Origin of the sequence: Serratia sp. FDAARGOS_506, from assembly GCF_003812745.1 — a bacterium.
Classification (GTDB): Bacteria; Pseudomonadota; Gammaproteobacteria; order Enterobacterales; family Enterobacteriaceae; genus Serratia.
In genome coordinates, this window is sequence record NZ_CP033831.1 from 1,883,617 (window position 1) to 1,910,047 (window position 26,431).

A 26,431-nucleotide genomic window follows, 5' to 3' on the forward strand; every position below is an offset into this window, starting at 1 on the left:
CGCCGGGCGTGTTGCATGGAATTGCACCGCTCTGTGCGGGCTGTTTCACCCATCGTTTGGTCGAGTGAAGGGGAGAATGTCTGCGTGAGTTCTTTCAGAGCCGCAAGGCGCAGAGGGCATGATGACGAGCGTCAGCAGTACGGCCGAGACCGATCGCGGTTTAATGGGAACGATGAAAGCGCGCGCCGAGCTTAACTCAGCGGCGTTCAGCATGCCGGCGTTGCTCAAGCTGTGACGGGTGAGAAAGTGGAGCGCCCAACGGGCGGCGCTCCGGTGCTGGCTGAACGGGCTTTCTGATGAAGCCCTGGGGAGTCCCTGGCGTGGCGCGTCTCTTTAGCGGTACAGTTCGGCGCTGACGTGCATCGTGCTGTTGTCGCCCGGTTCGTGCAGGGCGATGATGCGATAAGAGCTTGCGCCGCGTTGATCGGCGATTTTACTGACCTGGCTGCTGGCGTCATCTGGCGAAACCACGTTCTGGTTCAGGGTGACGAAGCCGACGCTCTGGCGTTGATCGGCCTGGTGCGTGCTGATCTCCGTCGCGGCCATCACGTTGGCGGAGAACAAGGCGGTCAGCGCCGTCGCGAGAATGATGCGTTTCATAGTGCCTCTCTTAACCTCTTGCCGTTACGGCCTGACAGCGAGTGTCGCTGCGGCAAAAAGTCATTTATCTGCATTGAATAACCTGGAAACTTTTTCGTCGCGCTGTCTGCGGCGGATATGGTTAATTTTAGTCCGTTGCAGCGGATTAAAAAGCGGGTGCTTTTGATGACCTCTTTCAAAAAAAATGAAATAGATTTGTGACTCAGCGCTGATTTCATTGAAAGATTTTTGAAACCGATGGATCGGCGTACATAGGTTCTCCCACGAGCAAATCGTGCTATTTCCCATAGAGCCTTGCATTAACGCGAATAAAACCCACGCAGTCCTTGAGTTTCCCGCCCTGCGTCAGTATGATTACGCGTCATTTTTCAGCCGCACACTAAACACGTTCCTTGCTTCCATGGGCCGCGGTTGACCCTGACAGGAGGCTGAATAATCCGTAAGGAGCAATTCGATGCGTCATTACGAAATCGTTTTTATGGTCCATCCTGACCAAAGCGAACAGGTTCCGGGCATGATCGAGCGTTACAGTGCTACCATCACTAACGCGCAAGGTCAGATTCACCGTCTGGAAGACTGGGGCCGCCGTCAGCTGGCTTATCCGATCAACAAACTGCACAAAGCGCACTACGTTCTGCTGAACGTTGAAGCACCGCAGGAAGCGATCGATGAGCTGGAAACTAACTTCCGCTTCAACGACGCCGTTATCCGCAGCATGGTTATGCGCGTTAAGCACGCGGTAACTGAAGCATCTCCGATGGTTAAAGCGAAAGACGAACGTCGTGGCGATCGCCGCGAAGACTTCGCTAACGAAACCGCAGATGATGCAGATGCTGGGGATTCTGAAGAGTAATTGCCGCCGTGACGGCTAATCGTCTGGTTTTGTCGGGCACTGTGTGCAAGGCGCCGGTTCGAAAAGTGAGTCCTTCCGGGATACCGCACTGCCAATTTGTGCTAGAGCACCGTTCGCAGCAGATGGAAGCCGGATTCAGCAGACAAGCATGGTGCCGAATGCCCGTGGTTGTCAGCGGACAACAGTCACAAGCACTAACTCAAAGATTAACGGTCGGCAGTCAGATTACCGTGCAAGGCTTTGTAAGCTGCCATCAAGGGCGCAACGGGCTGAGCAAATTGGTTCTGCATGCCGAGCAGATTGAATTGATAGATTCTGGAGACTAGCCAAATGGCACGTTATTTCCGTCGTCGCAAGTTCTGCCGTTTCACCGCGGAAGGCGTTCAAGAGATTGACTATAAAGACATCGCTACGCTGAAAAACTACATCACCGAAAGTGGTAAAATTGTACCGAGCCGTATCACCGGTACTCGTGCAAAATATCAGCGCCAGCTGGCCCGTGCTATCAAGCGCGCGCGCTACCTGTCTTTGTTGCCGTACACTGATCGTCATCAGTAATCGGCCACTGTCCATTAACGACTTTGAGAGGATAAGGTAATGCAAGTTATTCTGCTTGATAAAGTAGCAAACCTGGGCAGCCTGGGTGATCAAGTTAACGTTAAAGCGGGCTACGCTCGTAACTTCCTGGTACCACAGGGCAAAGCTGTTCCTGCTACCAAGAAAAACGTTGAGTTCTTCGAAGCACGCCGTGCTGAACTGGAAGCCAAACTGGCTGACGTTCTGGCTGCTGCTGAAGCTCGCGCAACCAAGATCAACGAACTGGGTTCAGTCACCATCGCTTCCAAATCTGGCGACGAAGGTAAACTGTTCGGCTCTATCGGCACCCGCGACATCGCTGACGCAGTCACTGCGGCAGGCGTTGAAGTTGCCAAGAGCGAAGTTCGTCTGCCGAACGGCGTTCTGCGTACCACTGGCGAGCACGAAGTGCACTTCCAGGTACACAGCGACGTGTTCGCACAGCTGAATGTAGTTGTGGTTGCAGAAGCGTAATTTACGCGGCTGTTAACCCGGTTAAAACGCCAGCCTCGCGCTGGCGTTTTGCTTTTCTGCGCCCGGCAAAACGCGCTACGCTTGAAGACGGGATGAAAAGGAGAGCGTGCGATGGCAAAAATTACGCTACAGCGGGTTTACGATTTCAGCGCGCCGGCGCCGGAACACTGTTATCTGATAGACAGGCTATGGCCGCGCGGCATCAGCAAGGAACGGCTGACGGGCGTGCAGTGGCTGAAACAGGTAGCGCCGGATGACGAGCTGCGCAAGTGGTTCCATCAGCATACCGACCAGTGGGCGCTCTTCGAGGAGCGTTACCGGCGACAGCTGGCGGCCAACGATGCCTGGCAGCCGCTGGTGGCTCTGTTACGGCAGGGGCAAGCGCTGACGCTGCTGTATGGCAGCAAAGATACCGAGCACAATCAGGGCGTGGTGCTGCGCGAGTTTTTGCTGGCGCAGCTGTAGGGATTAGCGTTCCCGGCGGTAGCTGCCGTCGGCCTGGCGGCGGAACAGCGCCTGGTTGTTGTCCACCGTGGTGACCGACAGCGCGTTAATCACGCCGTTGGCGTCGCGTTCGATGCGCACTTCCTGGCCGGCTTTCATGTTGCTCAGCGGCTTGTCGCCGCCTTCCACCTGCGCCATGGCGAACACGTCATTCACCGGCAGATTGTTGTCGCGAAACAGCTGGGCCAGGGTTTGGCCGGGCTGGATCTGATAACGCTGCCAGTTGCCCGCCGGCGCCGGTTCGTTGGCTGAAGCGGCGCCGCCGCCGTTTTGCAGGTCGGCCTGCAGCGGCACGCTGGTTTCCTGCTGGGAAACCGGGAACGGCTGTCTTTCGGGCGAGTAGGGCCACAGCAGGGCCAGCAGCAGGATGATGCCGAAGATCAGCACCCAGCGGCGATGAAAGTAGGGCAGCGGCTCCATCCAATGGAAACCGTCCGGCAGATGCCAGACTTTGGCCAGCAGCGCTTTGACCTGCTGCATTTTGTCGTTGGCCGATGGTGGCTCCGATGGCGGTTCCGCGCCTTCAGACGTGGGTGCGGCGCCCGGTTTCAGGCGCTGGCTGACGTTCAGCCAGGTGCGCAGCAGCGGCTGGTAGATGCGGGTGGTTTTCCTTCTCCTGGGCGCGATTCTGCCCATGGTGACCTCTCTTCGACGGCGTAGTAATTAGCGCGGCGCGGCAAGCGCCTCGCCTGCCCGATATCCTGCTTTCAGTATAGTCCGCTAACTGATTGAAGCGAAAGGCAGCTGAGCGGCAGAGCCGGGGTTTGCGGCTGCGGGCGTTAACAGAAGGTTATTGTTTCTTTTTCTACGACAAAAGTCATCATTCTCCACACAAGATTTTACCCGGCATTGACGCGCTGTTATGCTGCGCTTTCGACTTTTTACAGACTTAAGGAAAACCCCATGACAACCCCTTCTTTTGACAGCGTTGAAGCGCAAGCAAGTTACGGGATTGGTTTACAGGTCGGCCAGCAGCTGCAAGAGTCCGGGCTGGAAGGTTTGCAACCGGAAGCTTTGCTGGCGGGTTTGCGTGACGCGCTGGAAGGGAATGCCCCGGCGGTTCCGGTAGACGTGGTGCACCGTGCGCTGCGTGAAATCCATGAGCGTGCGGACGCGGTGCGCCGTGAGCGTCAGCAGGCGATGGCCGTTGAAGGCCAGAAATTCCTGGATGACAACGCCAAGCGCGACGACGTGACGCTGACCGAGTCCGGCCTGCAGTTCTCCGTGCTGGAGCAGGGCAACGGCCCGATCCCGTCCCGTCAGGACCGCGTGCGTGTGCACTACACCGGTCGTCTGATCAATGGCGACGTGTTCGACAGCTCGGTCGAGCGCGGTCAGCCGGCAGAATTCCCGGTCAGCGGTGTGATCCCTGGCTGGATTGAAGCGCTGACCCTGATGCCGGTCGGCTCCAAATGGCAGCTGTATATCCCGCACAACCTGGCCTACGGCGAGCGTGGTGCAGGCGCGTCCATCCCGCCGTTCAGCGCGCTGGTGTTCGACGTCGAGCTGCTGGAAATCCTGTAATCCCACCGAGGATTGCGCTGGGCGCCTTCGTGGCGCCCTTATTTTATGCGCCGCGCAGTGCGCGCGGGAACAGCAGATTGTTTTCCAGGCTGATGTGCTCCATCAGATCGCCGATGAACTCGTCGATGCCGGTGTACAGCGCTCGCCAGGTGGTGCAGGCGCCCTCCGGCGGCGTTACGTTATCGGTGAGGAACTTCACCACTTCCAGCTGCTCGCCCGCCTCGTCATGTTCATGCTCCATCACCGAGATCGGTCCGGCGGCCTGCGGCCCCATGCCCTGTTTGATCAGCGGGAACAGGATCTGCTCTTCTTTCATCATGTGATTCTCCAAATCCAGGCGGATCAGATTCAGCTGCTTCGCCAACCCGCGCGGGCAGCTGGGCTTGTCGCCGTGCACGCGTTCGACCTTTTCCGCCATCAGCACCAGCTCTGCCAGCTGCTCGCGATGCCGCTGATGAAAGCGCGGCAGAATGTAATCGATCACCTCACCGAGCGGCGCCGTGCGCCAGTCCCGGCTTTGCTCCGGCGTGGCGGCGAGCGCGGCCAACGCGTTCTCCAACTGGTCGATGTTCAGCCCTTTGCGCTCGGCGGCGCGTGCCAGCGATTGCCGGCCGCCGCAGCAGAAATCCAGCTGATGCTGGCGAAACAGACGGGATGCACGGGGAATGGCGATAGCGAGCGCGCCAAGGGATTGATTGCGGTAATCCATGGTAGTGCCTCTTTAAACGAAGGAATCTAATAACATGCATTTTAAATGCAATTTAAAGGGCGCACCAGCGGGAAAATCGAAGAGGAGATGGCCGGGGTGGGTGAGGCCCCGGCCGGGTGATTATTTCGCGCTGAGATCGATACGATACACCGCGAAGCCGATGCGGTCATTGCCCTCGGCGGTCATCGGATATTGAGCGTGCTCCTTGATAAACGCTGTCGCTTTGTCCGACGGCGAGGTCTCGAAGCGGATATCCAGCGGCTGCTGGCTGCTGAAGGTCGCCAAACGCCAGTTGTTGTCCGCCTGCGGATGCACCGCGCCGCGCCGTTGGGTTTCGGCGCTGATGTAGGCTGCCAGCACTGAGCGGTTCTCGTCCGGCGAAGCGAAGGCGATGTGTTTGTCGCCGGTGCCGGCAAATTTGCCGCCGTAGGCGCGGTAATTGTTGGTGGCGACCAGGAAGGTGGCGTTCGGATCGATCGGCTTGCCGTTGAAGGTCAGCTGCTTGATGCGCTCCGCTTTATCGTTGATCAGTTGGCATTCGCCGTCGTAGCGCGCCGGCTGGCTGACGTCGATCTGGTAGTTGACGCCGTCGATCACGTCGAAGTTATAGGTGCGGAAGCCGTCCCAGTTGATCAAGCCTTGCGGTTTACCGCTGTTGACGTCGATCTGGTTGAACTGGCCTGCGGAGCACTCCAGCCACTCTTTCACCTCTTTGCCGCTGGCCTTCACCACCACCAGGGTATTGGGGTAGAGATAGAGATCGGCGGCGTTGCGGAAGGTAAGTTGGCCCTTTTCCACTTCGACGAAGCTGGCCGGATCGTTCTTGCGGCCGCCGACTTTGAACGGCGCCGCCGCAGAAAGTACCGGCAGATCGGCCAGATCCGGGTCGCCCTGGATGTAATGTTCGACGTAGGCCTTCTGTGCATTGTTGACGATTTGCACCGTCGGATCGTCCTGCACCAGCGCCAGGTAGCTATACATGTTGCCGTCGGATTTGCCGATCGGCTGGCTGACGAACTCGCGCGTGCCCTTGTGATCGTCCGCCAACACATTCACCAGCGCAGCGTCTTCCGCCGCCAGCGATTTCTTGTTCTCTTTGTCGTAGATCGGCCGTGCTTCCGCTTTGGCGGCGGTCACTTTCCAGCTGCCGCTATCGTTGTTGAGCTGCAGGTCGACCACGCCGAGATGATCGCCCCATTGGCCCGGCATCACCGCCGGTACGCCGTTCAGCAGGCCCTTCTCGATATCCGCGCCTTTGATGTTGGCGAAGTCCTTGCTCGGGAACACCGCATGGGCGTGGCCGAACATGATGGCGTCGATGCCCGGTACCTGGCTGAGGTAGTAGACCGAGTTTTCCGCCATCGCCTTGTAAGGCTCGCTGGACAGCCCGGAATGCGGGATCGCCACCACCAGATCGGCGCCCTGTTTACGCATTTCCGGCACGTAGCGTTTGGCGGTGGCGGTGATGTCATCCACCGTCACCTTGCCCTGCAGGTTAGCCTTGTCCCACACCAGGATCTGCGGCGGCACGAAGCCGATGTAGCCGATGCGCAGCGTATGCGCCTTGCCGTCGCGGTCTTTCACCGGTGTATCGACGATGATGTACGGCGTGAACAGCGGTTTTTGCGTTTTGGCGTCGATGACGTTGGCGTTGATATACGGGAACTTGGCGCCGGCGATGGCGTTCTTCAGGTAGTCCAGCCCGTAGTTGAATTCATGGTTGCCGATGTTGCCGACCACGTAGTCCAGCGTATTCATCGCCTTATAGACCGGATGCACGTCGCCCGGTTTCAGCCCTTTGGCCGCCATGTAGTCGCCGAGCGGGCTGCCCTGAATGATGTCGCCGTTGTCCACCAACACTGCGTTGGCGGCCTGTTGGCGCGCCTGCTGGATCAAGCTGGCGGTGCGCACCAGGCCGAATTTATCGGTCGGTGTGTCCTTGTAGTAATCGAAGTCCATCATGTTGCTGTGCAAGTCGGTGGTTTCCAGCACGCGCAGGTCGACGGTGGCCGCCTGCGCCGAGGCGCACACCAGCAGCGCAAGCGCGGACAGCGTCAGTGGATGCTTCATCATTTTGAGCTCTCTCCATTCCATTATTCGAGTGTTATCGCAGAGGGAAATGTAATTAACATTGCTTGCCACAGCAAACTGTGAAGTGTGGCAGAAAACGGCGGCAGGTAACGCGGGGAAGTTCACAGTTGTGCCCAACAAGATCTGAGGAATTCCCGGGGGTTAGCCGGTTGAGATGGATATTCGGCGTAAAAAAAACTAGTCTGCTAGCAGAGACAGAGGGAAATTTCCCACGGAGATGCAGAGTTGAGGTGCATGATGTTAGAGCGAATTTGCCAACTGTCCCGCGAGGCGGGGGCGGCGATCATGGCGGTGTACGACGGTGAACAACCGCTTGATGTCGCACAGAAAAAAGATGATTCACCGGTGACGGCGGCCGATCTGGCGGCACATCACATCATCAAGCGCGGCCTGGCGGCGCTGACGCCTGAGGTGCCGCTGTTGTCGGAAGAAGATCCGCCGGCGTGGGAAGAACGCCGCAACTGGACGCGCTACTGGCTGGTCGATCCATTGGACGGCACCAAAGAGTTCTTGCACCGCAACGGTGAGTTCACGGTCAATATCGCCCTGATTGAAGACGGACAGGCGGTGATGGGGGTGGTGTACGCCCCGGCGATCGACGTGTTGTATCTGGCGGAGCGCGGCAAGGCCTGGAAAGAGGAGAAGGGCGTGCGGCAGGCGATCGGCGTCAGCAACGCGCATCCGCCGCTGGTGGTGGTGAGCCGTTCGCATATCGACGACGAACTGAAAGACTATTTGCAGCAGCTGGGCGAGCACCAGACCGTATCCGTCGGTTCCTCGCTGAAGTTCTGCCTGGTGGCGGAAGGCAAGGCGCAGCTCTATCCGCGCTTCGGGCCGACCAACATTTGGGACACCGCCGCAGGGCATGCGGTGGCGGTGGCCGCCGGGGCACAAATTCACGATTGGCAGGGCAAGCCGCTGCTCTATACCCCGCGTGAATCCTTCCTCAACCCCGGCTTCCGGGTTTCGCTATTTTGAGTTAGTTCGCCAACAGCTGGTGCAGCTTGGACATTACCTGCTGCACCTCTTCCGGTGTCAGCGCGCCATCTTTGGCGAACTGAATGCGCCCTTGCTTATCCAGCACCACAATAGCTGAGCCTTTTGGCTGCAGATCCCAGGCTTTGCGCACGTTACCGTCGCTGTCGACGATGAACTGCGACCACGGGAACTCCTTCTTGCTGTCTTCAATGCTGCTGCGCACGAACATCGCGGTGCCCATCAGGGCATCGTCGGTGTTGACGATTGTCGTCGTTTGGTAACGATCGTGTGGTAGCTTCGCTTTCTTGATCGCTTCAATCAGTGGGTCGTTCATGTCTTTGGCGGAGCTGCGGCCGGCAATATGTTGTATCACTCGCACTTTTCCACTGAGCTGCGCGCTGTTCCAGTTCTTGTAGCTAAAATTACCATCAGCGTAATTGAGCTCTCCTTTGTCGCTGACGCCGACCGGCGCCACGCGCTGTTGGAGCTGGAAGTTGTGCGCGGAAGCGAAAAGCGGGGCGAGCAGCAGGGATACCATCAGCATGCGACTTGTTTTCATGCTTTCTCCTTGTAATGAGTGGAATTTGTGCGACAGCACTTCGACAGCCTAAAGCATAGGATGTGATAAGAGGTCTGTCCTGTTAACCGGATCGCAGATTTTCCCTTGGTTCGCTAATCATCAGATTTTGAAGGGATATCCTGAAAACGTTATAAATTATCATATACAATTCTGTCAAAAAGTGTAAATCCAGCGTAGATCTCCGGGCAGAAGTGAACGTTCTGGTCTTTACTGGGTCTACTACATGCAATCAAGTTGCGTTCTGAATTTCGAGGCTGCCACCTTTGGCGGCTCGCTGAGCGCATGGATCAACGGGAGGAGCGTAAAAGAATGAGAATCTTCCAGCGTTATAACCCTTTGAAAGTGGCAAAGTACGTTAAGACCCTGTTTCGCGGAAGGCTGTATATCAAGGACGTGGGCGCATTTGAATTCGACGAAGGGAAAATCCTGCCGCCGAAGATCCGTGACAAGCGCCATTTCAGCGTGATGTCTGAAGTAAACCGTCAGGTGCTGCTGTTGCAGACCGAGATGGGTTGAACACCACGCTGACAGCGGTAAAAAAATGCGGCCCCGAGGGGGCCGCTGATGTTTTTGCCGGCTGCCGTCAAGACGCCGGGGAGTCTTCCGGCGCCTTCGGCAGCACCGCTGCCGGTTTGTCGCTCAGCCGGGTGACCAGCAGCTGGTCTATCTTGTAGCTGTCGATATCCACCACTTCGAACTTGTAGCCGGCGTATTTGACGAAGTCGGTGCGTTTCGGGATCTTGCGCAGCATATACATCATAAAGCCGCCGATGGTCTCGTAGTTGCCCGCCTGCGGGAACTCGTCGATGTCCAGCACGCGCATCACGTCGTCGATCGGCGTGCCGCCTTCAATCAGCCATGAGCTTTCGTCGCGCGCCACGATCTGCTCTTCCTGGCCCTGGCCAACCAAATCCCCCATCAGCGTGGTCATCACGTCGTTAAGGGTGATGATGCCCACCACCAACGCATATTCATTGAGGATCACCGCGAAGTCTTCGCCGGCGGTCTTGAAGCTTTCCAGCGCTTCGGACAGCGTCAGCGTATCCGGCACGATCAGCGCCGAGCGGATCTGCACGCCGCTGCTCAGCACCAGGCTCTGGTTGCCCAGCACGCGGTTCAGCAGGTCTTTGGAATCGACGTAGCCGACTACCTGATCGATATGGCCGTCGCACACCAGGAACTTGGAGTGCGGGTGGGTCGAGACCTTCTCTTTGATGCTCTCTTCGCTTTCGCGCAGATCGAAGTACACCACGCTTTCGCGCGAGGTCATCGAAGACGGCACGGTGCGCGATTCCAGTTCGAACACGTTTTCAATCAGCTCATGCTCTTGCTTGCGCAGCACGCCCGCCAGGGCGCCGGCTTCCACCACGGCGTAGATGTCGTCGGAGGTGATGTCGTCCTTGCGCACCATCGGCAACTTGAACATGCGGAAGATCAGGTTGGCCATGCCGTTGAAGAACCACACCAGCGGGCGGAAGATCATGATGGAGAAACGCATCGGGTTGATGATCCGGACGGCGACCGTCTCTGGTGCAATCATACCGATGCGCTTCGGGGTCAAATCGGCGAACAGGATGAACAGGCTGGTCACCAGCACGAAGGAGCAGATGAAGCTGACCTGTTCCGCCAGTTCGGGCGACAGGAAGCGATCAAACAACACCTTGAAGGTGGGAGAAAAAGCCGCGTCGCCGACGATACCGCCGAGGATAGCCACGGCGTTCAGGCCGATCTGCACCACGGTGAAGAAGATGCCTGGGGTTTCTTGCAGTTTAAGCACTCTGGCGGCGTTGACGTTACCTTCGTCCGCCATCAGCTTCAGTTTGATCTTGCGCGAGGCGGCCAGAGAGATTTCCGACAGTGAGAAGAACGCACTCACCGCGATCAGAAAAAGAATCAGTAAAATACTGTTTAACATAATCTATCCATACGTGCCGACGGGATGCCGGCGCTCTTGAGGAAGGGTAGTACATAGTAAAAAAAGCAGCGATAACAACCAGAAGGGAAGCTATCGGGCCGCAGAAGCGGCCCGCATAGTATAGCAGTTGCCCCACAAGGGCCGCCAGCGGTTAAAAAAAGTGCCGCCGGCCGGCGTCAAATCAGCCCTGCGGCGGCAGGCAAACGCCGATGCCGCCCAGCCCGCAGTAGCCTTCCGGGTTCTTGAACAGGTACTGCTGATGATCGTCTTCCGCGTAATAGAACGGCAGCGCCGGCGCGATTTCGGTAGTGATGACGCGCTTGTCGCCCGCTGCGTCCATCGCCTGCTGGAAGCGCTGCAGGCTGCTTTGCGCCTCGGCCTGCTGCGCTGGGCTCAGCGTGTAAATCGCCGAACGGTACTGCGTGCCAACGTCGCCGCCCTGGCGCATGCCTTGCGCCGGATCGTGATTTTCCCAGAACAGCTGCAGCAGCTGCTTGTAGCTGACGACCTGCGGATCGAACACTACGCGCACCACTTCGGCGTGGCCGGTCTGGCCGCTGCACACTTCGCGGTAGGTCGGGTTCGGCGTGTAGCCGCCGCTGTAGCCGGCGGCGGTGCTGTAGACGCCCGGCTGCTGCCAGAACAGGCGCTCAACGCCCCAGAAACAGCCCATGGCGAAAATCGCCACCTCCATGCCTGCCGGCACCTGGGTCATCGAGTGCTCGGTGACCACGTTGAGCGTTGCGACAGGCATTGGCGTGGTGCGGCCAGGCAGCGCGCTCGCCTTATCGACGGTTTGTGATTTATCAAAAAATGGCACCACGGTTGACTCCTGTTGTCACAGTAAGAATTGACCCTACATGGGGGCGGTTCGGTTGTATCTCACCGCGTCTTTGCCCACAATAAGTGGCAAGTTGGGTTTATGTATCAGCTTAACGCAGTATTTTGAGCGCCAAAAGTGAAGAATTCGCCTGTTGCGCGGCGGTGGCAAAGCGCGGCGGGCGGCGTCCGGAACAAGGCTGAAGAGGGCTGCCGTCATGATAGCGCGGAGTCTGCCCTGGCCCCGGAGCGAACACCATACCAGGAAAGTAAAATCAATAAGGAGAACACGTGCCAAAGTACCCGGTCATGTGCTTGTTATCTGTGCTGCTTGCGGCACCTGCAGCCTACGCGGCGAATGTGCGGCTGCAGGTGGAGGGGTTAAGCGGAGAGTTGGAAAAAAACGTCCGGGTGCGGCTGTCGTCGATCACGCCTGAAGAGGTCGGCACCGACGGCCGCTTCCGCGCTCGAGTGGATGAGGCGGTGCGCCAGGGGCTGCGCGCGCTCGGCTATTACCAGCCGACCATCGAGTTTACGCTGGACGATCGGCCGGGGATGTCGCGCCCGGTGCTGCACGCCAAGGTCAATCCGGGCGAGCCGGTGCGTATCGCCGGCGCCAACATCGTGCTGGAAGGTGGCGCGAAGACCGATGAGGACTATCTGACGCTGGTAAAGAAGGGGCGGCCGACCATCGGCGAGATCCTCAACCACGGCAAGTATGACAGTTTCAAAGGCTCGTTGACCGGCCTGGCGCTGCGTAAAGGCTACTTCGACGCCGACATGACCAAAAGCCAGCTCGGCGTGGCCGAAGATTTGCATAAGGCGTTTTGGGATATCGATTTCAACAGTGGCGAACGTTATCGCTTCGGCAAGGTGAAATTTACCGGCTCGCAAATCCGCGAAGACTATCTGCAAAATCTGGTGCCCTTTCATCAGGGGGATTACTACAGTTCGGAGGATTTGGCCGAGCTGAACCGCCGTTTGTCCGCCACCAACTGGTTCAACTCGGTGGTGGTGTCCCCTGATTTCAACGATGCCAAAGAGAACAAGATTTTGCCGTTGGACGCGCTGGTGACGCCGCGCACGCGTAACACCGTCGAAACCGGTATCGGTTATTCCACCGACGTCGGTCCGCGGGTGAAAGGTACCTGGAAAAAGCCCTGGCTCAACGATCGCGGGCATAGCCTGGAAACCAGCGCCAGCGTATCGGCTCCGGAGCAGCAGCTGGATCTGACCTACAAGATCCCGCTGCTCAAGAACCCCCTGGAGCAGTATTACCTGTTGCAAGGCGGGCTCAAGAACGTCGATCTTAACGACACCAAGTCCGTCACCTCCAAAGTGGTGGCCTCGCGCAACTGGGATCTCTCCAGCGGCTGGCAGCGGGCGATCAACCTGACCTGGCGCTGGGATAACTTTACCCAGGGTAACGTCAGCAACACCACCATGCTGCTGTACCCTGGCGTCAGCTTCAACCGCACCCGTTCGCGCGGCGGCCTGATGCCGACCTGGGGCGACAGCCAGCGTTACTCCATCGACGTGTCCGACACCTCCTGGGGATCCGGCGTGGACTTCGCGTTGATGCAGGCGCAGAACGTCTGGATCCGCACTTTGGCGGACAAGCACCGCTTCGTGGCGCGCGGGCAGGTGGGCTGGATCGAAACCAACGACTTCGACAAAGTGCCACCGGATCTGCGCTTCTTCGCCGGCGGTGACCGCAGCATTCGCGGCTACAAGTACAAAGACATTTCGCCGCGCGGTGACGACGGCAAGCTGACCGGCGCTTCCAAGATGCTGACCGGTTCGCTGGAGTATCAATATAACGTGACCGGCAAATGGTGGGGGGCGATGTTCGTCGACTCCGGTGAAGCGGTGAACGATATCAAGCAGAGCAACTTCAAGACCGGCGCAGGCGTAGGCGTGCGCTGGCAGTCGCCGGTAGGGCCGGTGAAGCTGGATATCGCCGCACCTGTGGGGGACAAGGACACCCACGGGATGCAGTTCTACATCGGTTTGGGGCCTGAACTATGAGCCTGGTTAAAAAGATTTGTCTTGGATTTCTGGTCGTTCTGCTGTTGCTGATCGGTGGCTTGGCCTTCCTGATAGGTACCACCACCGGTTTGCATATGGTCATCAACGGCGCGGCGCGCTGGGTGCCGGGGCTGGAGATCGCCGGCGTCAGCGGCGGTTGGCGCGATCTGACGCTGAAGGGCGTGAAATATCAGATGCCGGGCGTGACGGTCAACGCCGGGCAGTTCCATCTCTCCCTTGACCTGTCTTGCTTTAAACGCAGCTCGCTGTGTGTCAACGCCTTGACCGCCCAGGATGTGGACGTGGCGGTGAACACCAAAGAGATGGCGCCCTCCGCGCCGGTGGAAGAGAGCAGTGAGCCGACCACCAATCTCAGCACCCCTTATCCGATCACCCTGCGTCTGTTGGCGCTGAACAACGTCAAGGTCACCGTCGACGACACCGCCATCTCGCTGGCCGAGTTCCGCACCGGCGCGCAGTGGCAAGAGCGTGCGCTGACGTTGATGCCCACCAAGATCGGCTCGCTGCTGATCGCCTTACCGAAAACCCCGCAAAACCCGTTGCCGGAAGCGGTGCAACCGGCGGTCGAGGTGGCGAAAAAGGTCGGTGAGCAGGTTGCCGACGCGGCGAAGCCGGCGCCGGCGCAGCCGCCGGAAGAGAAGCCGCTGGGCGAAACGCTGAAAGAACTGTTCGCCAAACCGCTGTTGCCGGATCTGCCGGATATCCGCCTGCCGTTGGATATCACCGTCAAAGAGATCAGCGGCGAGCAGCTGCGGTTGACCGGAGATACCGACGTGCTGATCACGAGCCTGTTGCTGCAGGCCAGCACGCAGGATCAGCATATCCAGCTGGACAACTTCGACGTGAAGTCGCCGCAGGGCATGCTGTCGGTGCAGGGGCAGGCGACTCTGACCGGCGATTGGCCGGTGGCCCTGACCGCCAACAGCGCGTTGAATATCGAACCGCTGAAGGGCGAGAAGGTGAAGCTGAACATCGGCGGCGGGCTGCGTGACGAGCTGAAGGTGGCGCTGAACCTGTCCGGCCCGGTCGGCGCCCAACTCGATGTGCAAACCCGGCTGGCCGAAGCCGGCCTGCCGCTGGCGCTGACGTTGCAGAGCAAGCAGCTGAAATGGCCGCTGAGCGGCGAGGCGCAGTATCAGGTTAATGACTTCCGCCTGCGCTTTAACGGCAAGGCGACCGACTACGCGCTGTCGACGCGCGCCAATCTGAAAGGCCAGGATCTGCCGCCGGCGGTGCTGACGCTGGACGGCAAAGGCAACGTCGAGCAGTTCAAGCTGGAGCGCCTGCGGCTGGCGGCGCTGCAGGGCAATACCGATCTTACCGCGCTGGTGGACTGGAGCAAGGCGATCAGCTGGACCTCGCAATTGACGCTGAGCGGCATCAATACCGCCAAGCAGTGGCCGGAATGGCCGGCGAAGCTGGATGGCAAGATCACCACGCGCGGCAGCTTGCACGGCGGCAGCTGGCAGCTGCAGGTGCCGGTGCTGCAGTTGGATGGCAACGTGAAGCAGAACAAGGTCACGGCGCGCGGTACGCTGAGCGGCAACGCCGCCGGGCAGTGGAAAATCCCCGGCATCGATCTGGCGCTGGGGCGTAACCAACTGAACATCAAAGGGCAGCTGGACGAGAAGAGCTGGAACCTGGACGCCAACATTGACGCGCCGCGTCTGGACGGCGCGCTGCCGGGCCTCGGCGGCACCGCCAAAGGGCTGTTGAAACTGCGCGGTAATCTGCAGGCGCCGCAGCTGCTGGCGGACTTGACCGCTTCCGGCCTGCAGTGGCAGGCACTGCGTATCAACCGCGTGAAAATCGACGGCGACGTGCGCTCCACGGATCAGATTCAGGGGCAGTTGGCGGTACGCGTCGAACAACTGAAGCAGGACGCGCTGGAGGTCAGCCTGCTGACCCTCGACGCCAAAGGCAGCGAGAAGCAGCATCAGCTGCAGCTGAAGATTGACGGTAAGCCGGTCTCCGGCCAGCTGGCGCTGCAGGGCAGCTTCGATCGTCAGCAGCAGCGTTGGCGCGGCAATCTGAACAATACCCGCTTCGATACGCCGGTCGGGGAATGGCGCCTGACGCGCGCCATCGCGCTGGACTACCTGAACACCGAGCAGAAAATCAGCGTCGGGCCGCACTGTTGGCAGAATCCGAACGCCGAGCTGTGTGTGCCTAAGACCATCGAAGCCGGCCAGAGCGGCCAGGCCAGCGTGGTGCTCAACCGGTTCGACCTGGCGATGATCAAGCCGTTCCTTGGCCCGGAAACCGCACTGAGCGGCGTGTTCACCGGCCGGGCCGACGTCAGCTGGAAGCCGGGCGGCGCGCTGCCGGAGGCGAAAGTCACGCTGGCCGGCAACGGCGTCAAGGTGGTGCAGCAGGTGCAGGGCAACGCGCTGCCGATCGCCTTCGATACGCTGACCCTCAACGCCGGCCTGAACAACGGCCGCGCGCAGGCCGACTGGCGGATCAAACTGACCAACAACGGCCAGTTCGACGGCAATATCCAGGTGGCGGATCCGCAGGTGCGGCGCACCATCAGTGGCAACGTCAACATCACCAATATCTCGCTGGCGATGATCAACCCGGCGCTGATGAAGGGCGAAAGCGCGGCGGGCATGCTGAACGCCAACCTGCGCCTGGGCGGCAGCGCGCAGAAGCCGCTGGTGTTTGGGCGCCTGGCGTTGGATCGGGCGAAGGTGCAGGGGCACTGGATGCCGTTCGACATGACCGACGCGCGGCTGGCGGTGAATTTCAACGGCATGACCTCGACGCTGGAGGGGCTGCTCAGCACCACGCGCGGTCAGCTGAATCTGGCGGGCGATGCCGACTGGCGTGATATCAACGCCTGGCGTGCACGCATTTCCGCCAAGGGCGACAAGCTGCGGGTGACGGTGCCGCCGATGATCCGTATCGACGTGTCGCCGGATCTGGTGTTCGAAGCCACGCCTCAGCTGTTCTCCCTCAACGGCAAGGTCGACATTCCCTGGGCGCGCATCACGGTGCAGGAGCTGCCGGAAAGCGCGGTGGGCGTCTCTTCCGACGAAGTGATGCTGGACGACCAACTGAAGCCGATTCAACCGAAGACCGCCTCGATCCCGATCAACAGCAATCTGATGATCCACGTCGGCAACGACGTACGGCTGGACGCCTTCGGCCTTAAAGCCCGCCTGAAGGGCGATTTGAAAGTGGTGCAGGACAAGAAAGGGCTGGGCCTCAATGGCCAGATTGACATCCCTTCCGGCCGCTTCCATGCTTATGGTCAGGATTTGATCGTGCGTAAAGGGCAGCTGATGTTCTCCGGCCCACCGGATCAGCCGTTGCTCAATATCGAAGCGATCCGCAACCCGGACTCTACCGAGGACGATGTGACCGCCGGCGTGCGCGTGACTGGCCTGGCGGATGCACCGAAGCTGGAAGTGTTCTCCGATCCGGCCAAATCACAACAGGAAGCGTTGTCTTACCTGCTGCGCGGCCAGGGCTTGAGCAGCTCCGGCGCCGATGGCAACGCCATGACCTCGATGTTAATCGGCATGGGGGTTGCACAAAGTGGTCAACTTGTGGGTAAAATCGGCGAGGCATTCGGCGTGAGTAATTTGGCTCTGGACACCCAAGGGGTTGGCGACAGTTCCCAGGTTGTCGTGAGCGGCTATGTCCTCCCAGGCTTACAAGTAAAATATGGGGTGGGCATTTTCGACTCGCTGGCCACGCTGACGTTGCGTTATCGCCTGATGCCTAAGTTGTATCTTGAAGCGGTGTCTGGTCTCGATCAGGCATTAGATTTGCTCTATCAGTTTGAGTTTTAGCGATGCGAATAATTGTCTACGGCAGTTTACGGCGCAAACAGGGAAACAGCCATTGGATGACCAACGCCCAATGGCTCGGCGAGCACGAGCTCGAAGGCTATCAGATTTATAATCTGGGCCATTACCCGGCGGCGATCCCTGGAGAGGGCACGATACATTGCGAAGTGTATCGTATTAACTCATCGATTCTGGCAGAGCTGGACGAACTGAAAAGCAACACCAAGGACTATAAGCGCGAGCTGATTCAGACGCCTTATGGGAGTGCGTGGATCTACCTGTACAAACACAGCGTGGACGGTTACCCGCGAATTACCAGCGGCGACTGGCTGAAGCGTCTCGACGATCAGTAAAAAAAAAACACCGCTCATTGAGCGGTGTTTTTTCATCGGACGGCGGCAGGAATTACTTCTTGGCGGCGCGTTCGAAGGAGGCAATGATTTCCGCTTTAGCCGCGGCAGCGTCTGCCCAGCCTTCCACTTTCACCCATTTGCCTTTTTCCAGATCTTTGTAGTGCTCGAAGAAGTGAGCGATCTGAGCTTTCAGCAGTTCCGGCAGGTCGTTCACGTCTTTCACGTGATCGTACTCTTTGGTCAGCTTGCTGTGCGGAACCGCAACCAGCTTGGCGTCTTCGCCGGCTTCGTCGGTCATCTTCAGTACGCCAACCGGACGGCAGCGGATCACGGAGCCCGGCTGCAGTGGGTATGGGGTTGGAACCAGCACGTCAACCGGGTCACCGTCCAGAGACAGGGTGTGGTTGATGTAGCCGTAGTTGCACGGGTAGAACATTGCGGTGGACATGAAGCGGTCAACGAACAGCGCGCCGGTTTCTTTGTCGATTTCGTATTTGATTGGATCGGCGTTGGCCGGGATTTCGATTACTACGTAGATGTCTTCCGGCAGGTCTTTGCCAGCAGGGACCAGATTCAAGCTCATGTCGGTTTCCTTTAATCATCAAACCAGAAATGGAGTGGCGGCTATTATAGCGGACTCTTTTACGATTTCCTGCCCTTTTCATCGTTGAAAACCCCGCGTGCCGGCGCACGGAGTATTTCCAGATTAATCCCGCCGCGGCATGAAGTTTTGCCTCTGCCTGCCGATAACTTCAACAAACAATAATGAGCTAGCAAAGCTGGCTCCGCGTTTTACCTCTCCTACTACGTCTGATCTCACTATTCTGAAGCCGGGAAGAACTCATGCTAAAAAAGATTACGGTGAAGGCTGGGCTGATCGCCCTGCTGAGCCTGATGACCATGCTGCTGATCATGGTCAGCGTTATTGGCGTCAATGCGATTAACGAAGGATCGCGTTCGATCCATACCCTCAACCAGATCCTTGGCGAAGAGCTGGGCTCGCTGGCCAACAGCTCCAACCTGACGCTGCGTGCCAGAACCGCCGCTTCGCTGGCGGTGCGCCAACGGGAGATTGGCCAGATCGATGTTTCCGACGCCACCGTGGGCCGTATTTACGGTTACCTCGAGCAGTCGAACAAGGAAATGGCGCGCTTTGTCGGCGTCGGTACCGTGACCGATCGTGGCCGCGAACTTTCCAATCGTCTGCAAAACAGCTATCGCACCTATCTGGAACAGGGGGTGAAGCCGATGGCTGCCGCCATCAAGGCCGGCAAGATCGATGAGTATTATCACATTCAGGAGACGCGCATCTCCGCGTTGAGCATCGCTTTCGAAAAGGATCTCACCGATTTCCGCAGCTTCGCCATGAAGCTTGGCGAGAAGCAGGTGTATGACGCGGAAAGCAACGCCAGCACCAAGATCTCGCTGATCGTCGTGGCGGGCCTGCTCAGCGTTCTGTTGGCGCTGCTGGCCTGGTTTGCGCTGCGCGTGATCATTCTGCGTCCGCTGGATGAGTCTATCGCGCAACTGGAGCACATCGCCGGCGGCGATCTGACCCATGAGATCCGCGGCGAGGGCGATACCGAGATGGGCCGTCTGGTGCGGGCGATGCAGCGCATGCAGCAGGCGCTGGCCAGTTCGGTCAGCAAAGTGCGCGATGCCAGCAGCCAGATTGACACCGGTTCACGCGAACTGGCGGCCGGCAACCTGCATCTGGCGCAGCGCACCGAAGAGTCGGCCGCTTCGCTGGAAGAGACCGCCGCCAGCATGGAACAGCTGACCTCGACGGTGAAAATGAACGCCGAGAACTGCGAACAGGCCAACCAGCTGGCGCTGAGCGTGTCCGATATCGCTAACCAGGGCAGCGAGGTAGTCAGCCAGGTGATGAGCAAGATGCAGGCGATCACCGACAGTTCACGCCGCATCGCAGACATCATCAGCGTGATGGACGGCATCGCCTTCCAGACCAATATCCTGGCGCTGAACGCGGCGGTAGAAGCGGCGCGCGCCGGCGAACAGGGCCGCGGTTTCGCGGTGGTGGCCGGTGAAGTGCGAAACCTGGCGCAGCGCAGCGCCCAGTCGGCGAAAGAGATCAAAGGGCTGATCGAAGCGTCGCAGAACCGGGTGCAGGAAGGCGAACAGATGGTGGAGTCGGCGGCGCAGACCATGAGCGGCATCACTGGCGAAGTGGGCCGGGTAACGGCGCTGATGCGTGAGATCTCGGCGGCGACGCGCGAACAAAGCAGCGGTATCGAACAGGTGAACCTGGCGGTGGCGCAGATGGATCAGGTGGCGCAACAGAACGCGGCGCTGGTGGAAGAGTCGGCTGCGGCGACGCGCTCGCTGGAAGATCAGGCTCAGCTGCTGGCGCAGAGCATGGCGGCGTTCAAACTGTAAGGCGATAAGGGTTCGGCGCCGCGCCGAACCCTTGCAAAGAACGCGTTACTCGTCCGGGTTTTCGGCGATGAAGCGTTCCGCGTCTTCTACCATCGACTTGGTGCCGACGAAGAATGGCGCGCGCTGGTGCAGTTTCACCGGCGTGATGTCCAGAATGCGGTTTTTGCCGTCGCTGGCCTTGCCGCCGGCCTGTTCAGCCAGGAACGCCATCGGGTTGCATTCGTACAGCAGGCGCAGCTTGCCTTGCGGATGGCTGGCGGTGCTTGGGTAGATGTAGATGCCGCCTTTCAGCAGGTTGCGGTGGAAGTCCGCCACCAGAGAACCGATGTAGCGCGAGGTGTAAGGGCGCTGCGTCGCTTCATCCTGCTCCTGGCAGTACTTGATGTATTTCTTCACGCCGAGAGGGAACTTGATGTAGTTGCCTTCGTTGATGGAATACATGTTGCCGCTCGCCGGGAAGCGTACTTTCTCGTGGGAGAGGCAGAATACGCCCAGAGACGGGTCGTAAGTAAAGGCGTGGACGCCGTAACCGGTGGTGTACACCAGCATGGTGGACGAACCGTAAACCACATAACCTGCTGCGACCTGGGCGCTGCCCGGCTGCAGGAAGTCTTCTTCGGTCACCGGCGTGCCGACCGGCGTGATGCGACGGTAGATAGAGAAAATCGTACCGACCGAGACGTTGACATCGATGTTGGACGAACCGTCCAACGGATCCATCAATACGACATACTTGGCATTTTCAGCTCGCTCGCCGTCGAATATCACGATTTCATCTTCTTCTTCGGAAGCGATACCCGCAACTTCACCACGCGCTTTCAACGCCGCTTTCAGCTTTTCGTTCGCGTACAGGTCCAGTTTCATCTGAACTTCGCCCTGTACGTTGGACACACCGCTGGTTCCCAGAATATCAACCAGGCCGGCCTTGTTGATGTCGCGGTGGATGATTTTGGCGCCCAGTTTAATTGCAGAAAGTAACGCGGTCAGCTCGCCGGTGGCGTGAGAGAAGTCGTGCTGTTTCTCGACGATAAATTCGCCTAACGTTTTCATGACACAATCCCTGAATCTACGGATGGATAGCGGCCTGTTAACAAACCGCCAACGTTTTCGCGTGCAGTGTAGCCCAAAGATGCGCGCCATTCATAGGCAAATCCATTTCTTCTGGACGATTCTGAGCGTTAGAATATGCCGACATTCGATGCACTCACATGAGAAACCTATGCGCATTCACATTCTTGGGATCTGTGGCACCTTTATGGGCGGGCTAGCGATGCTGGCGCGCTCACTGGGGCATGACGTCACCGGTTCGGACGCCAACGTCTATCCGCCGATGAGCACGCTGCTGGAGAACCAGGGGATCGATCTTATTCAGGGTTATGATCCAGCCCAGCTGGATCCGGCGCCGGATCTGGTGATCATCGGCAACGCCATGACGCGCGGCAACCCGTGCGTGGAGGCGGTGCTGGAGCGTGGCATCCCTTACGTTTCCGGCCCGCAGTGGCTGCACGACGCCGTGTTGCGCGATCGCTGGGTACTGGCGGTCGCCGGCACCCACGGCAAAACCACCACCGCCGGCATGGCGACCTGGATCCTCGAAGCCTGCGGCTACCAGCCCGGCTTCGTCATCGGCGGCGTACCGGGTAACTTCGACGTATCGGCCCGCCTCGGCGGCAGCCCGTTCTTCGTGATCGAGGCCGACGAGTATGACTGCGCGTTCTTCGACAAGCGCTCCAAGTTCGTGCATTACAGCCCGCGCACGCTGATCATGAATAACCTGGAGTTCGATCACGCCGATATCTTCGACGATCTTAAAGCCATCCAGAAACAGTTCCACCACCTGGTGCGTCTGGTGCCGGGCAAAGGCAAGATCATCCTGCCGGACAACGACAGCCACCTGAAGCAGGTGATGGCGATGGGCTGCTGGAGCGAGCAGGAGCTGGTGGGGGAAGAGGGCACCTGGCGCGCGCAGAAGCTGACGCCGGACGCCAGCCATTACGCGGTATTCCTCGACGGCGAACAGGTCGGCGAAGTGAACTGGGCGCTGGTGGGCGAGCACAACATGCATAATGGCCTGATGGCCATCGCCGCCACCCGTCATGTCGGCGTGCAGCCGGCGGATGCCTGCCGCGCGTTGGGCGATTTCATCAATGCCCGCCGCCGCCTGGAACTGCGTGGCGAAGCCAACGGCGTCACGGTTTACGACGACTTCGCACACCACCCGACGGCGATCCTCGCCACTCTGGCCGCGCTGCGCGGTAAAGTCGGCGGCACGGCGCGCATTCTGGCGGTGCTGGAACCGCGTTCCAACACCATGAAAATGGGCATCAGCAAAAACGATCTGGCACCTTCGCTCGGTCGCGCCGACGAAGTGTTCCTGTTCCAGCCGCACCACATTCCGTGGCAGGTGGCGGAAGTGGCGGATGCCTGCGTGCAGCCGGCGCATTGGAGCGCCGATCTCGACACGCTGGTGGATATGGTGGTGAAAACCGCACAGCCGGGCGATCACATTCTGGTGATGAGCAACGGCGGTTTCGGCGGCATTCACGATCGTCTGCTGGAAGCGTTGGCGAAAAAGCAGGAACCGAAGGTGACCTACTGATCGCTCAGCCGCATCAGACAACCCAAGGGCCGCATTAGCGGCCTTTTTTACAGGCGTAAAAAAGCCCTCGCGAGCGAGGGCAACGGGGTTCGTCGGATAGGACGACGAGAGGGTCTCTGGGAAATCGGCGTTTGCGTCAGAACTCGGCAGTGGCAGTGACGAGGGTAATCAGCTCTGCAAAGCCGTCCCCAGAGTTGTTATTTATAAATCTCGGCGGTGGCGTGGTAGTTGCCTTCATTACGCGCTTCGATCACGCGGTAGGCGGTCGCGCCTTTAGCGTCGGCTTTCTCCGACAGCGCCTGGCGAATGTCGGTCGGTGCGCCGTCGATACCGCTGACGGTAATGGTGCCGATAGATTGCAGGCTAGCGGTCTGATCGTTAGTCACCAGCTGGGCGGCAGAAGCGCCGAAGGAGATGACAGACAGCAGGCCGAGTGCAGCGAGAGTAGTTTTCATGTTCATGATAGCGATCCTTGGTCATAACAGCCTGGAAGGGCTTGGCAGCGATTTTTATTCTTGAAGGCCGTTACGACAGCGTTTGATTCCAGAGATGTATTGCCCGTTGCCGGGTAACGTCGGTACTTATTTGTAGATTTCAGCCGTTGCGTGGAAGTTGCCGTCATTGCGGGCTTCGATCACGCGGTAAGCGGTCGCCCCTTTGGCGTCGGCTTTATCTGACAGCGCCTGGCGGATGTCGGAAGGTGCAGCGGCAACGCCACTCACGGTAATCACACCGGCCGGCTGCAGTTTTGCGGCCTGAGTTGCGTCAACAGATTGTGCTGCGAACGCGCCAAATGAAAGCATGGACAGAACGCTCAGGGTTGCAACGGTAGTTTTAATTTTCATCATCTCACCTCATCGTATTCTTTTATCAGTTCCAACGAACTGTGACTTAGTTCACGGAAATGAGTATACAGCTAGTAACGCGAAAAATTAATAGTTCGCTAACAGTTTCTAGTGAAACTTTAACCTCGTGATCCCTATTTTTTATAACTGTAAGGAATAAAAAACGCTTATAAAACGATCTTTTGATGTTAAATTTATGTAATTTCAATGAGGTAAGTGCTTTTGACCAAAAGTGCGGAAGATCACAGTCGGTACTGCTGGTTACATGTAGATGTCATGGAAATGTGTTGCTGAGGGATAAAAAAGCAGTGTTAAACGCGGCTGAGGGCAGGAAAGGTTACGTGAGGGTTAAAGCAGCGCTAACAAAATGCGGGCTACAGCCGCACTTTGTTAGCACCAGGTTTCACAGCTCTTGCTCGAACACGCCCAGAATAGCTTCATGCAGTTTCTGGGCGGTAAAGCCGCTGGACGGGGTGACGAAAATCGTATCGTCGCCGGCAATCGTGCCGAGGATGCCCTGGGATTTACCCAATGAGTCGAGCAGGCGGGCGATCAGCTGCGCGGCGCCCGGGCTGGTGTGGATCACCACGACGGCGTCGTTATGGTCGACGTCCAGCACCAGATTTTTCAACGGGCTGGTGGTGGTCGGCACGCCGAGTTCGGCAGGAAGGCAATACACCATTTCCATTTTGGCATTGCGCGTACGTACCGCGCCGAACTTGGTCAGCATGCGCGATACTTTGGATTGGTTAATGTTTTCGAAGCCTTCTTCTTGCAGCGCCAAAACGATCTCGCCTTGAGAACTGAATTTTTCTTCTTTCAATAACGCTTTGAACGTCTTGATCAGATCTTCCTGTTTTGCGGGATTACGCATTTTGCACCGTGGAATGTTGATAGTGGAAGTCATGATTATGCATATAGATGAATTTTTATGCAACAAAGGCCGACCCAAAGAAAATAAACATGACCGGGCGGCGAGGAAAGGGCGGCATTTTAACAAAATCCGGCCGCGATGAATATGCCCTTTTGACGACGGAAAATCGGCCTGCGGTGGTAAATAAAATGTTATTAAAATGATGTTGTTCTGATGTTGCGTAAGGGTGTAATGTAACGGCCGGTTAACTTGCTCGTGAATAACCTCGCACTATTTTTGATTAGTGTGCGCTATGCCCTTCATGCGTAAGCGATTTAATCTAAAATGGGCGCGACAGCGGCCGTTTTATTACACCGGCAGGCAAGAATTGGCTAATTTATTGTTTTGAAAGGTGTAATGACTTAAGGTCCGTAACCAACACATTCACGGCGCTTTATATATTTAAGATAATAAAGGAGTATAGGATGAAAGTTGCAGTTCTCGGTGCTGCTGGCGGTATCGGCCAGGCCCTCGCCCTTCTACTCAAAACCCAGCTTCCTTCAGGTTCTGAACTCTCTCTCTACGACATTGCCCCCGTTACCCCAGGCGTTGCCGTCGACTTAAGCCACATCCCAACCGCAGTTAAAATCAAAGGCTTCAGCGGCGAAGACGCGACCCCGGCTCTGCACGGTGCGGACGTGGTGCTGATTTCTGCCGGCGTGGCTCGTAAGCCAGGCATGGATCGCTCTGACCTGTTCAACGTTAACGCCGGCATCGTGCGTAACCTGATTGAGCAAGTGGCGAAAACCTGCCCGAAAGCCTGCATCGGCATCATCACCAACCCGGTTAACACTACGGTCGCCATCGCGGCGGAAGTGCTGAAAAAAGCCGGCGTTTACGACAAGAACAAACTGTTCGGCGTGACTTCGCTGGATATCATCCGTTCCAATACCTTCGTGGCCGAGCTGAAAGGCAAGCAGCCGGAAGAGCTGAACGTGCCGGTTATCGGTGGCCACTCTGGCGTGACCATCCTGCCTCTGTTGTCGCAGATCCCTGGCGTGAGCTTCACCGAGCAGGAAGTGGCCGATCTGACCAAGCGCATTCAGAATGCCGGCACCGAAGTGGTGGAGGCCAAAGCCGGTGGCGGGTCTGCAACGCTGTCCATGGGCCAGGCGGCCGCACGTTTCGGTCTGTCTCTGGTGCGTGCGCTGCAGGGCGAGAAAGGCGTAGTGGAATGCGCTTACGTTGAAGGCGACGGCAAATACGCTCGCTTCTTCGCACAGCCGTTGGTACTGGGCAAAAACGGCGTTGAAGAACGTAAAGATATCGGCACTCTGAGCGCCTTCGAGCAGAAAGCGCTGGACGAGATGCTGGACGTGCTGCACAAAGATATCGAACTGGGCGAGAAGTTCATCAATAACTGATTGCCGCCGATAGTCAGCCGATAAACGCCGCCGGACGCTGTTCCGGCGGTTTTTTTTTGCTTAGCGTTCACGATTTGATGCGAGCCTTGCGATCCAGCAGGCAATCATTGTGCGGATCGTAATAACGGCTTGGCCAGATCTCCGAAGGGTGGATGCCTATCGCTTCGGCGATCAGCCATTCCCCTTTTGGCCACGGGCGCGACAGCGCGTTGGCCAGCGTTGATGAGCTTAATCCGGCCTTGCGCGACACTGCCGCCAGCGTGGTGCCCTGCTTGCGTAGCGCCGCGATGATATCCGCCGGATGCCAATCTGGGTTCCTTGAATTCATGTTTACATTCCTTTTCTGATTAGCCAAAGTTGCGTTAGTGGTATAACTAACGGGTCAAGGTTAGGCGTTTGAACAACATGAAACGCTTATTCGGAAATCAGAATACCATTAAATTTCTTAAAAAATACCCAAGTAATTTCTAAAAAATGACATTGCCCACTAT

General features: G+C 58.1%; 27 protein-coding genes. 14 read left to right on the forward strand and 13 right to left on the reverse strand.

Features of this window, described 5'->3' with window-relative positions; all coding sequences use genetic code 11:
* Positions 1–333 precede the first annotated feature (333 nt).
* Positions 334–600, reverse strand: coding sequence for a DUF1471 domain-containing protein (locus EGY12_RS09100; RefSeq protein ID WP_123893203.1), 267 nt, complete (start codon positions 598–600; stop codon positions 334–336).
* Positions 601–1,054: 454 nt separating this feature from the next.
* On the opposite strand from EGY12_RS09100, the gene rpsF reads away from it, so the two are divergent.
* From rpsF to EGY12_RS09125, 5 genes are all read left to right on the forward strand, one after another.
* Positions 1,055–1,453 carry a 30S ribosomal protein S6 gene (gene rpsF / locus EGY12_RS09105; RefSeq protein ID WP_004933634.1) on the forward strand — a complete coding sequence of 133 codons (399 nt, stop codon included), beginning with the start codon at positions 1,055–1,057 and terminating at the stop codon, positions 1,451–1,453.
* 8 nt (positions 1,454–1,461) lie between these two features.
* Positions 1,462–1,779 carry a primosomal replication protein N gene (gene priB, locus EGY12_RS09110; RefSeq protein ID WP_049233092.1) on the forward strand — a complete coding sequence of 106 codons (318 nt, stop codon included), beginning with the start codon at positions 1,462–1,464 and terminating at the stop codon, positions 1,777–1,779.
* 4 nt (positions 1,780–1,783) lie between these two features.
* Positions 1,784–2,011 (forward strand): 30S ribosomal protein S18, encoded by a 228-nt coding sequence (gene rpsR / locus EGY12_RS09115; protein ID WP_000135199.1) that lies wholly within the window; start codon positions 1,784–1,786, stop codon positions 2,009–2,011.
* A gap of 39 nt (positions 2,012–2,050) precedes the next feature.
* On the forward strand, positions 2,051–2,503 hold the full coding sequence (gene rplI, locus EGY12_RS09120) for a 50S ribosomal protein L9 (protein ID WP_004933629.1): 453 nt from the start codon (positions 2,051–2,053) through the stop codon (positions 2,501–2,503).
* Positions 2,504–2,614: 111 nt separating this feature from the next.
* Positions 2,615–2,968: a DUF488 domain-containing protein gene (locus tag EGY12_RS09125; protein ID WP_123893204.1), complete on the forward strand. Its 354-nt coding sequence runs from the start codon at positions 2,615–2,617 to the stop codon at positions 2,966–2,968.
* Positions 2,969–2,971: 3 nt separating this feature from the next.
* Here the strand turns inward: EGY12_RS09125 and EGY12_RS09130 are convergent, their stop codons facing one another.
* A complete protein-coding gene (locus EGY12_RS09130; protein ID WP_123893205.1) occupies positions 2,972–3,643 on the reverse strand; it encodes an OapA family protein in 672 nt (223 codons plus the stop codon).
* Between the two features lie 267 nt (positions 3,644–3,910).
* Between EGY12_RS09130 and fklB the strand changes: the two genes are divergently transcribed.
* A complete protein-coding gene (gene fklB, locus EGY12_RS09135; protein ID WP_004933618.1) occupies positions 3,911–4,531 on the forward strand; it encodes an FKBP-type peptidyl-prolyl cis-trans isomerase in 621 nt (206 codons plus the stop codon).
* Between the two features lie 43 nt (positions 4,532–4,574).
* Here the strand turns inward: fklB and ytfE are convergent, their stop codons facing one another.
* Both ytfE and EGY12_RS09145 read right to left on the reverse strand, forming a co-directional pair.
* Positions 4,575–5,240 carry an iron-sulfur cluster repair protein YtfE gene (gene ytfE, locus EGY12_RS09140; RefSeq protein ID WP_060428801.1) on the reverse strand — a complete coding sequence of 222 codons (666 nt, stop codon included), beginning with the start codon at positions 5,238–5,240 and terminating at the stop codon, positions 4,575–4,577.
* A 120-nt stretch (positions 5,241–5,360) separates the two neighbouring features.
* Positions 5,361–7,313, reverse strand: coding sequence for a bifunctional 2',3'-cyclic-nucleotide 2'-phosphodiesterase/3'-nucleotidase (locus EGY12_RS09145; RefSeq protein ID WP_123893206.1), 1,953 nt, complete (start codon positions 7,311–7,313; stop codon positions 5,361–5,363).
* Positions 7,314–7,568: 255 nt separating this feature from the next.
* On the opposite strand from EGY12_RS09145, the gene cysQ reads away from it, so the two are divergent.
* Positions 7,569–8,309 (forward strand): 3'(2'),5'-bisphosphate nucleotidase CysQ, encoded by a 741-nt coding sequence (gene cysQ / locus EGY12_RS09150; protein WP_033644177.1) that lies wholly within the window; start codon positions 7,569–7,571, stop codon positions 8,307–8,309.
* A gap of 1 nt (position 8,310) precedes the next feature.
* On the opposite strand, the gene EGY12_RS09155 is transcribed toward cysQ, so the two are convergent.
* Positions 8,311–8,868, reverse strand: a complete 558-nt coding sequence (locus tag EGY12_RS09155; protein ID WP_049201429.1) for a YtfJ family protein — start codon at positions 8,866–8,868, stop codon at positions 8,311–8,313.
* 330 nt (positions 8,869–9,198) lie between these two features.
* Here EGY12_RS09155 and EGY12_RS09160 point away from each other — a divergent pair, with 330 nt between their 5' ends.
* On the forward strand, positions 9,199–9,405 hold the full coding sequence (locus EGY12_RS09160; RefSeq protein ID WP_004933604.1) for a DUF1107 domain-containing protein: 207 nt from the start codon (positions 9,199–9,201) through the stop codon (positions 9,403–9,405).
* A 67-nt stretch (positions 9,406–9,472) separates the two neighbouring features.
* On the opposite strand, the gene EGY12_RS09165 is transcribed toward EGY12_RS09160, so the two are convergent.
* A complete protein-coding gene (locus tag EGY12_RS09165) occupies positions 9,473–10,804 on the reverse strand; it encodes a hemolysin family protein (RefSeq protein WP_123893207.1) in 1,332 nt (443 codons plus the stop codon).
* A 181-nt stretch (positions 10,805–10,985) separates the two neighbouring features.
* A complete protein-coding gene (gene msrA / locus EGY12_RS09170) occupies positions 10,986–11,624 on the reverse strand; it encodes a peptide-methionine (S)-S-oxide reductase MsrA (protein WP_123895576.1) in 639 nt (212 codons plus the stop codon).
* Positions 11,625–11,932: 308 nt separating this feature from the next.
* Here msrA and EGY12_RS09175 point away from each other — a divergent pair, with 308 nt between their 5' ends.
* Genes EGY12_RS09175 through EGY12_RS09185 form a run of 3 tightly spaced genes read left to right on the forward strand, consistent with a single transcriptional unit; the run spans position 11,933 to position 17,822 of the window.
* Positions 11,933–13,651, forward strand: coding sequence for an autotransporter assembly complex family protein (locus tag EGY12_RS09175; RefSeq protein ID WP_217428966.1), 1,719 nt, complete (start codon positions 11,933–11,935; stop codon positions 13,649–13,651).
* On the forward strand, positions 13,648–17,472 hold the full coding sequence (locus EGY12_RS09180; RefSeq protein ID WP_123893208.1) for a translocation/assembly module TamB domain-containing protein: 3,825 nt from the start codon (positions 13,648–13,650) through the stop codon (positions 17,470–17,472). The genes EGY12_RS09175 and EGY12_RS09180 overlap by 4 nt, the downstream gene beginning before the upstream one ends.
* 2 nt (positions 17,473–17,474) lie before the next feature.
* Positions 17,475–17,822 carry a gamma-glutamylcyclotransferase gene (locus EGY12_RS09185; protein WP_033636808.1) on the forward strand — a complete coding sequence of 116 codons (348 nt, stop codon included), beginning with the start codon at positions 17,475–17,477 and terminating at the stop codon, positions 17,820–17,822.
* A 52-nt stretch (positions 17,823–17,874) separates the two neighbouring features.
* Here the strand turns inward: EGY12_RS09185 and ppa are convergent, their stop codons facing one another.
* The gene (gene ppa / locus EGY12_RS09190; protein WP_004933594.1) at positions 17,875–18,405 is read right to left on the reverse strand and encodes an inorganic diphosphatase; all 531 of its coding nucleotides are present in this window, start codon (positions 18,403–18,405) and stop codon (positions 17,875–17,877) included.
* Between the two features lie 260 nt (positions 18,406–18,665).
* Here ppa and EGY12_RS09195 point away from each other — a divergent pair, with 260 nt between their 5' ends.
* A complete protein-coding gene (locus EGY12_RS09195; protein WP_123893209.1) occupies positions 18,666–20,219 on the forward strand; it encodes a methyl-accepting chemotaxis protein in 1,554 nt (517 codons plus the stop codon).
* Between the two features lie 45 nt (positions 20,220–20,264).
* Here the strand turns inward: EGY12_RS09195 and fbp are convergent, their stop codons facing one another.
* Positions 20,265–21,269, reverse strand: coding sequence for a class 1 fructose-bisphosphatase (gene fbp, locus EGY12_RS09200; RefSeq protein ID WP_004933587.1), 1,005 nt, complete (start codon positions 21,267–21,269; stop codon positions 20,265–20,267).
* Between the two features lie 169 nt (positions 21,270–21,438).
* Between fbp and mpl the strand changes: the two genes are divergently transcribed.
* A complete protein-coding gene (gene mpl / locus EGY12_RS09205; protein ID WP_123893210.1) occupies positions 21,439–22,818 on the forward strand; it encodes a UDP-N-acetylmuramate:L-alanyl-gamma-D-glutamyl-meso-diaminopimelate ligase in 1,380 nt (459 codons plus the stop codon).
* 197 nt (positions 22,819–23,015) lie between these two features.
* Here mpl and yhcN (EGY12_RS09210) read toward each other — a convergent pair whose 3' ends face one another.
* The 3 genes from yhcN (EGY12_RS09210) to argR all read right to left on the reverse strand — a co-directional run bounded on the left by yhcN (EGY12_RS09210) (position 23,016) and on the right by argR (position 24,537).
* Complete coding sequence (gene yhcN, locus EGY12_RS09210; RefSeq protein ID WP_123893211.1) at positions 23,016–23,279, reverse strand: peroxide/acid stress response protein YhcN; 264 nt, start codon at positions 23,277–23,279, stop codon at positions 23,016–23,018.
* Positions 23,280–23,399: 120 nt separating this feature from the next.
* Positions 23,400–23,663, reverse strand: coding sequence for a peroxide/acid stress response protein YhcN (gene yhcN, locus EGY12_RS09215; RefSeq protein ID WP_038879766.1), 264 nt, complete (start codon positions 23,661–23,663; stop codon positions 23,400–23,402).
* 403 nt (positions 23,664–24,066) lie between these two features.
* A complete protein-coding gene (gene argR / locus EGY12_RS09220) occupies positions 24,067–24,537 on the reverse strand; it encodes a transcriptional regulator ArgR (RefSeq protein WP_016929335.1) in 471 nt (156 codons plus the stop codon).
* Between the two features lie 464 nt (positions 24,538–25,001).
* Between argR and mdh the strand changes: the two genes are divergently transcribed.
* Positions 25,002–25,940 (forward strand): malate dehydrogenase, encoded by a 939-nt coding sequence (gene mdh / locus EGY12_RS09225; RefSeq protein WP_123893212.1) that lies wholly within the window; start codon positions 25,002–25,004, stop codon positions 25,938–25,940.
* A 67-nt stretch (positions 25,941–26,007) separates the two neighbouring features.
* On the opposite strand, the gene EGY12_RS09230 is transcribed toward mdh, so the two are convergent.
* Positions 26,008–26,268 (reverse strand): helix-turn-helix transcriptional regulator, encoded by a 261-nt coding sequence (locus EGY12_RS09230; protein ID WP_016929333.1) that lies wholly within the window; start codon positions 26,266–26,268, stop codon positions 26,008–26,010.
* Between the last annotated feature and the right edge of the window lie 163 nt (positions 26,269–26,431).

Coding starts and splice junctions, on each gene's coding strand:
- EGY12_RS09100 (WP_123893203.1), bottom strand. CDS start 600: ATGAAACGCATCATTCTCGCGACGGCGCTGACCGCCTTGTTCTCCGCC.
- rpsF (WP_004933634.1), top strand. CDS start 1,055: ATGCGTCATTACGAAATCGTTTTTATGGTCCATCCTGACCAAAGCGAA.
- rpsR (WP_000135199.1), top strand. CDS start 1,784: ATGGCACGTTATTTCCGTCGTCGCAAGTTCTGCCGTTTCACCGCGGAA.
- rplI (WP_004933629.1), top strand. CDS start 2,051: ATGCAAGTTATTCTGCTTGATAAAGTAGCAAACCTGGGCAGCCTGGGT.
- EGY12_RS09125 (WP_123893204.1), top strand. CDS start 2,615: ATGGCAAAAATTACGCTACAGCGGGTTTACGATTTCAGCGCGCCGGCG.
- EGY12_RS09130 (WP_123893205.1), bottom strand. CDS start 3,643: ATGGGCAGAATCGCGCCCAGGAGAAGGAAAACCACCCGCATCTACCAG.
- fklB (WP_004933618.1), top strand. CDS start 3,911: ATGACAACCCCTTCTTTTGACAGCGTTGAAGCGCAAGCAAGTTACGGG.
- ytfE (WP_060428801.1), bottom strand. CDS start 5,240: ATGGATTACCGCAATCAATCCCTTGGCGCGCTCGCTATCGCCATTCCC.
- EGY12_RS09145 (WP_123893206.1), bottom strand. CDS start 7,313: ATGATGAAGCATCCACTGACGCTGTCCGCGCTTGCGCTGCTGGTGTGC.
- cysQ (WP_033644177.1), top strand. CDS start 7,569: ATGTTAGAGCGAATTTGCCAACTGTCCCGCGAGGCGGGGGCGGCGATC.
- EGY12_RS09155 (WP_049201429.1), bottom strand. CDS start 8,868: ATGAAAACAAGTCGCATGCTGATGGTATCCCTGCTGCTCGCCCCGCTT.
- EGY12_RS09160 (WP_004933604.1), top strand. CDS start 9,199: ATGAGAATCTTCCAGCGTTATAACCCTTTGAAAGTGGCAAAGTACGTT.
- EGY12_RS09165 (WP_123893207.1), bottom strand. CDS start 10,804: ATGTTAAACAGTATTTTACTGATTCTTTTTCTGATCGCGGTGAGTGCG.
- EGY12_RS09175 (WP_217428966.1), top strand. CDS start 11,933: ATGTGCTTGTTATCTGTGCTGCTTGCGGCACCTGCAGCCTACGCGGCG.
- EGY12_RS09180 (WP_123893208.1), top strand. CDS start 13,648: ATGAGCCTGGTTAAAAAGATTTGTCTTGGATTTCTGGTCGTTCTGCTG.
- EGY12_RS09185 (WP_033636808.1), top strand. CDS start 17,475: ATGCGAATAATTGTCTACGGCAGTTTACGGCGCAAACAGGGAAACAGC.
- ppa (WP_004933594.1), bottom strand. CDS start 18,405: ATGAGCTTGAATCTGGTCCCTGCTGGCAAAGACCTGCCGGAAGACATC.
- EGY12_RS09195 (WP_123893209.1), top strand. CDS start 18,666: ATGCTAAAAAAGATTACGGTGAAGGCTGGGCTGATCGCCCTGCTGAGC.
- fbp (WP_004933587.1), bottom strand. CDS start 21,269: ATGAAAACGTTAGGCGAATTTATCGTCGAGAAACAGCACGACTTCTCT.
- mpl (WP_123893210.1), top strand. CDS start 21,439: ATGCGCATTCACATTCTTGGGATCTGTGGCACCTTTATGGGCGGGCTA.
- yhcN (WP_123893211.1), bottom strand. CDS start 23,279: ATGAACATGAAAACTACTCTCGCTGCACTCGGCCTGCTGTCTGTCATC.
- yhcN (WP_038879766.1), bottom strand. CDS start 23,663: ATGAAAATTAAAACTACCGTTGCAACCCTGAGCGTTCTGTCCATGCTT.
- argR (WP_016929335.1), bottom strand. CDS start 24,537: ATGCGTAATCCCGCAAAACAGGAAGATCTGATCAAGACGTTCAAAGCG.
- mdh (WP_123893212.1), top strand. CDS start 25,002: ATGAAAGTTGCAGTTCTCGGTGCTGCTGGCGGTATCGGCCAGGCCCTC.
- EGY12_RS09230 (WP_016929333.1), bottom strand. CDS start 26,268: ATGAATTCAAGGAACCCAGATTGGCATCCGGCGGATATCATCGCGGCG.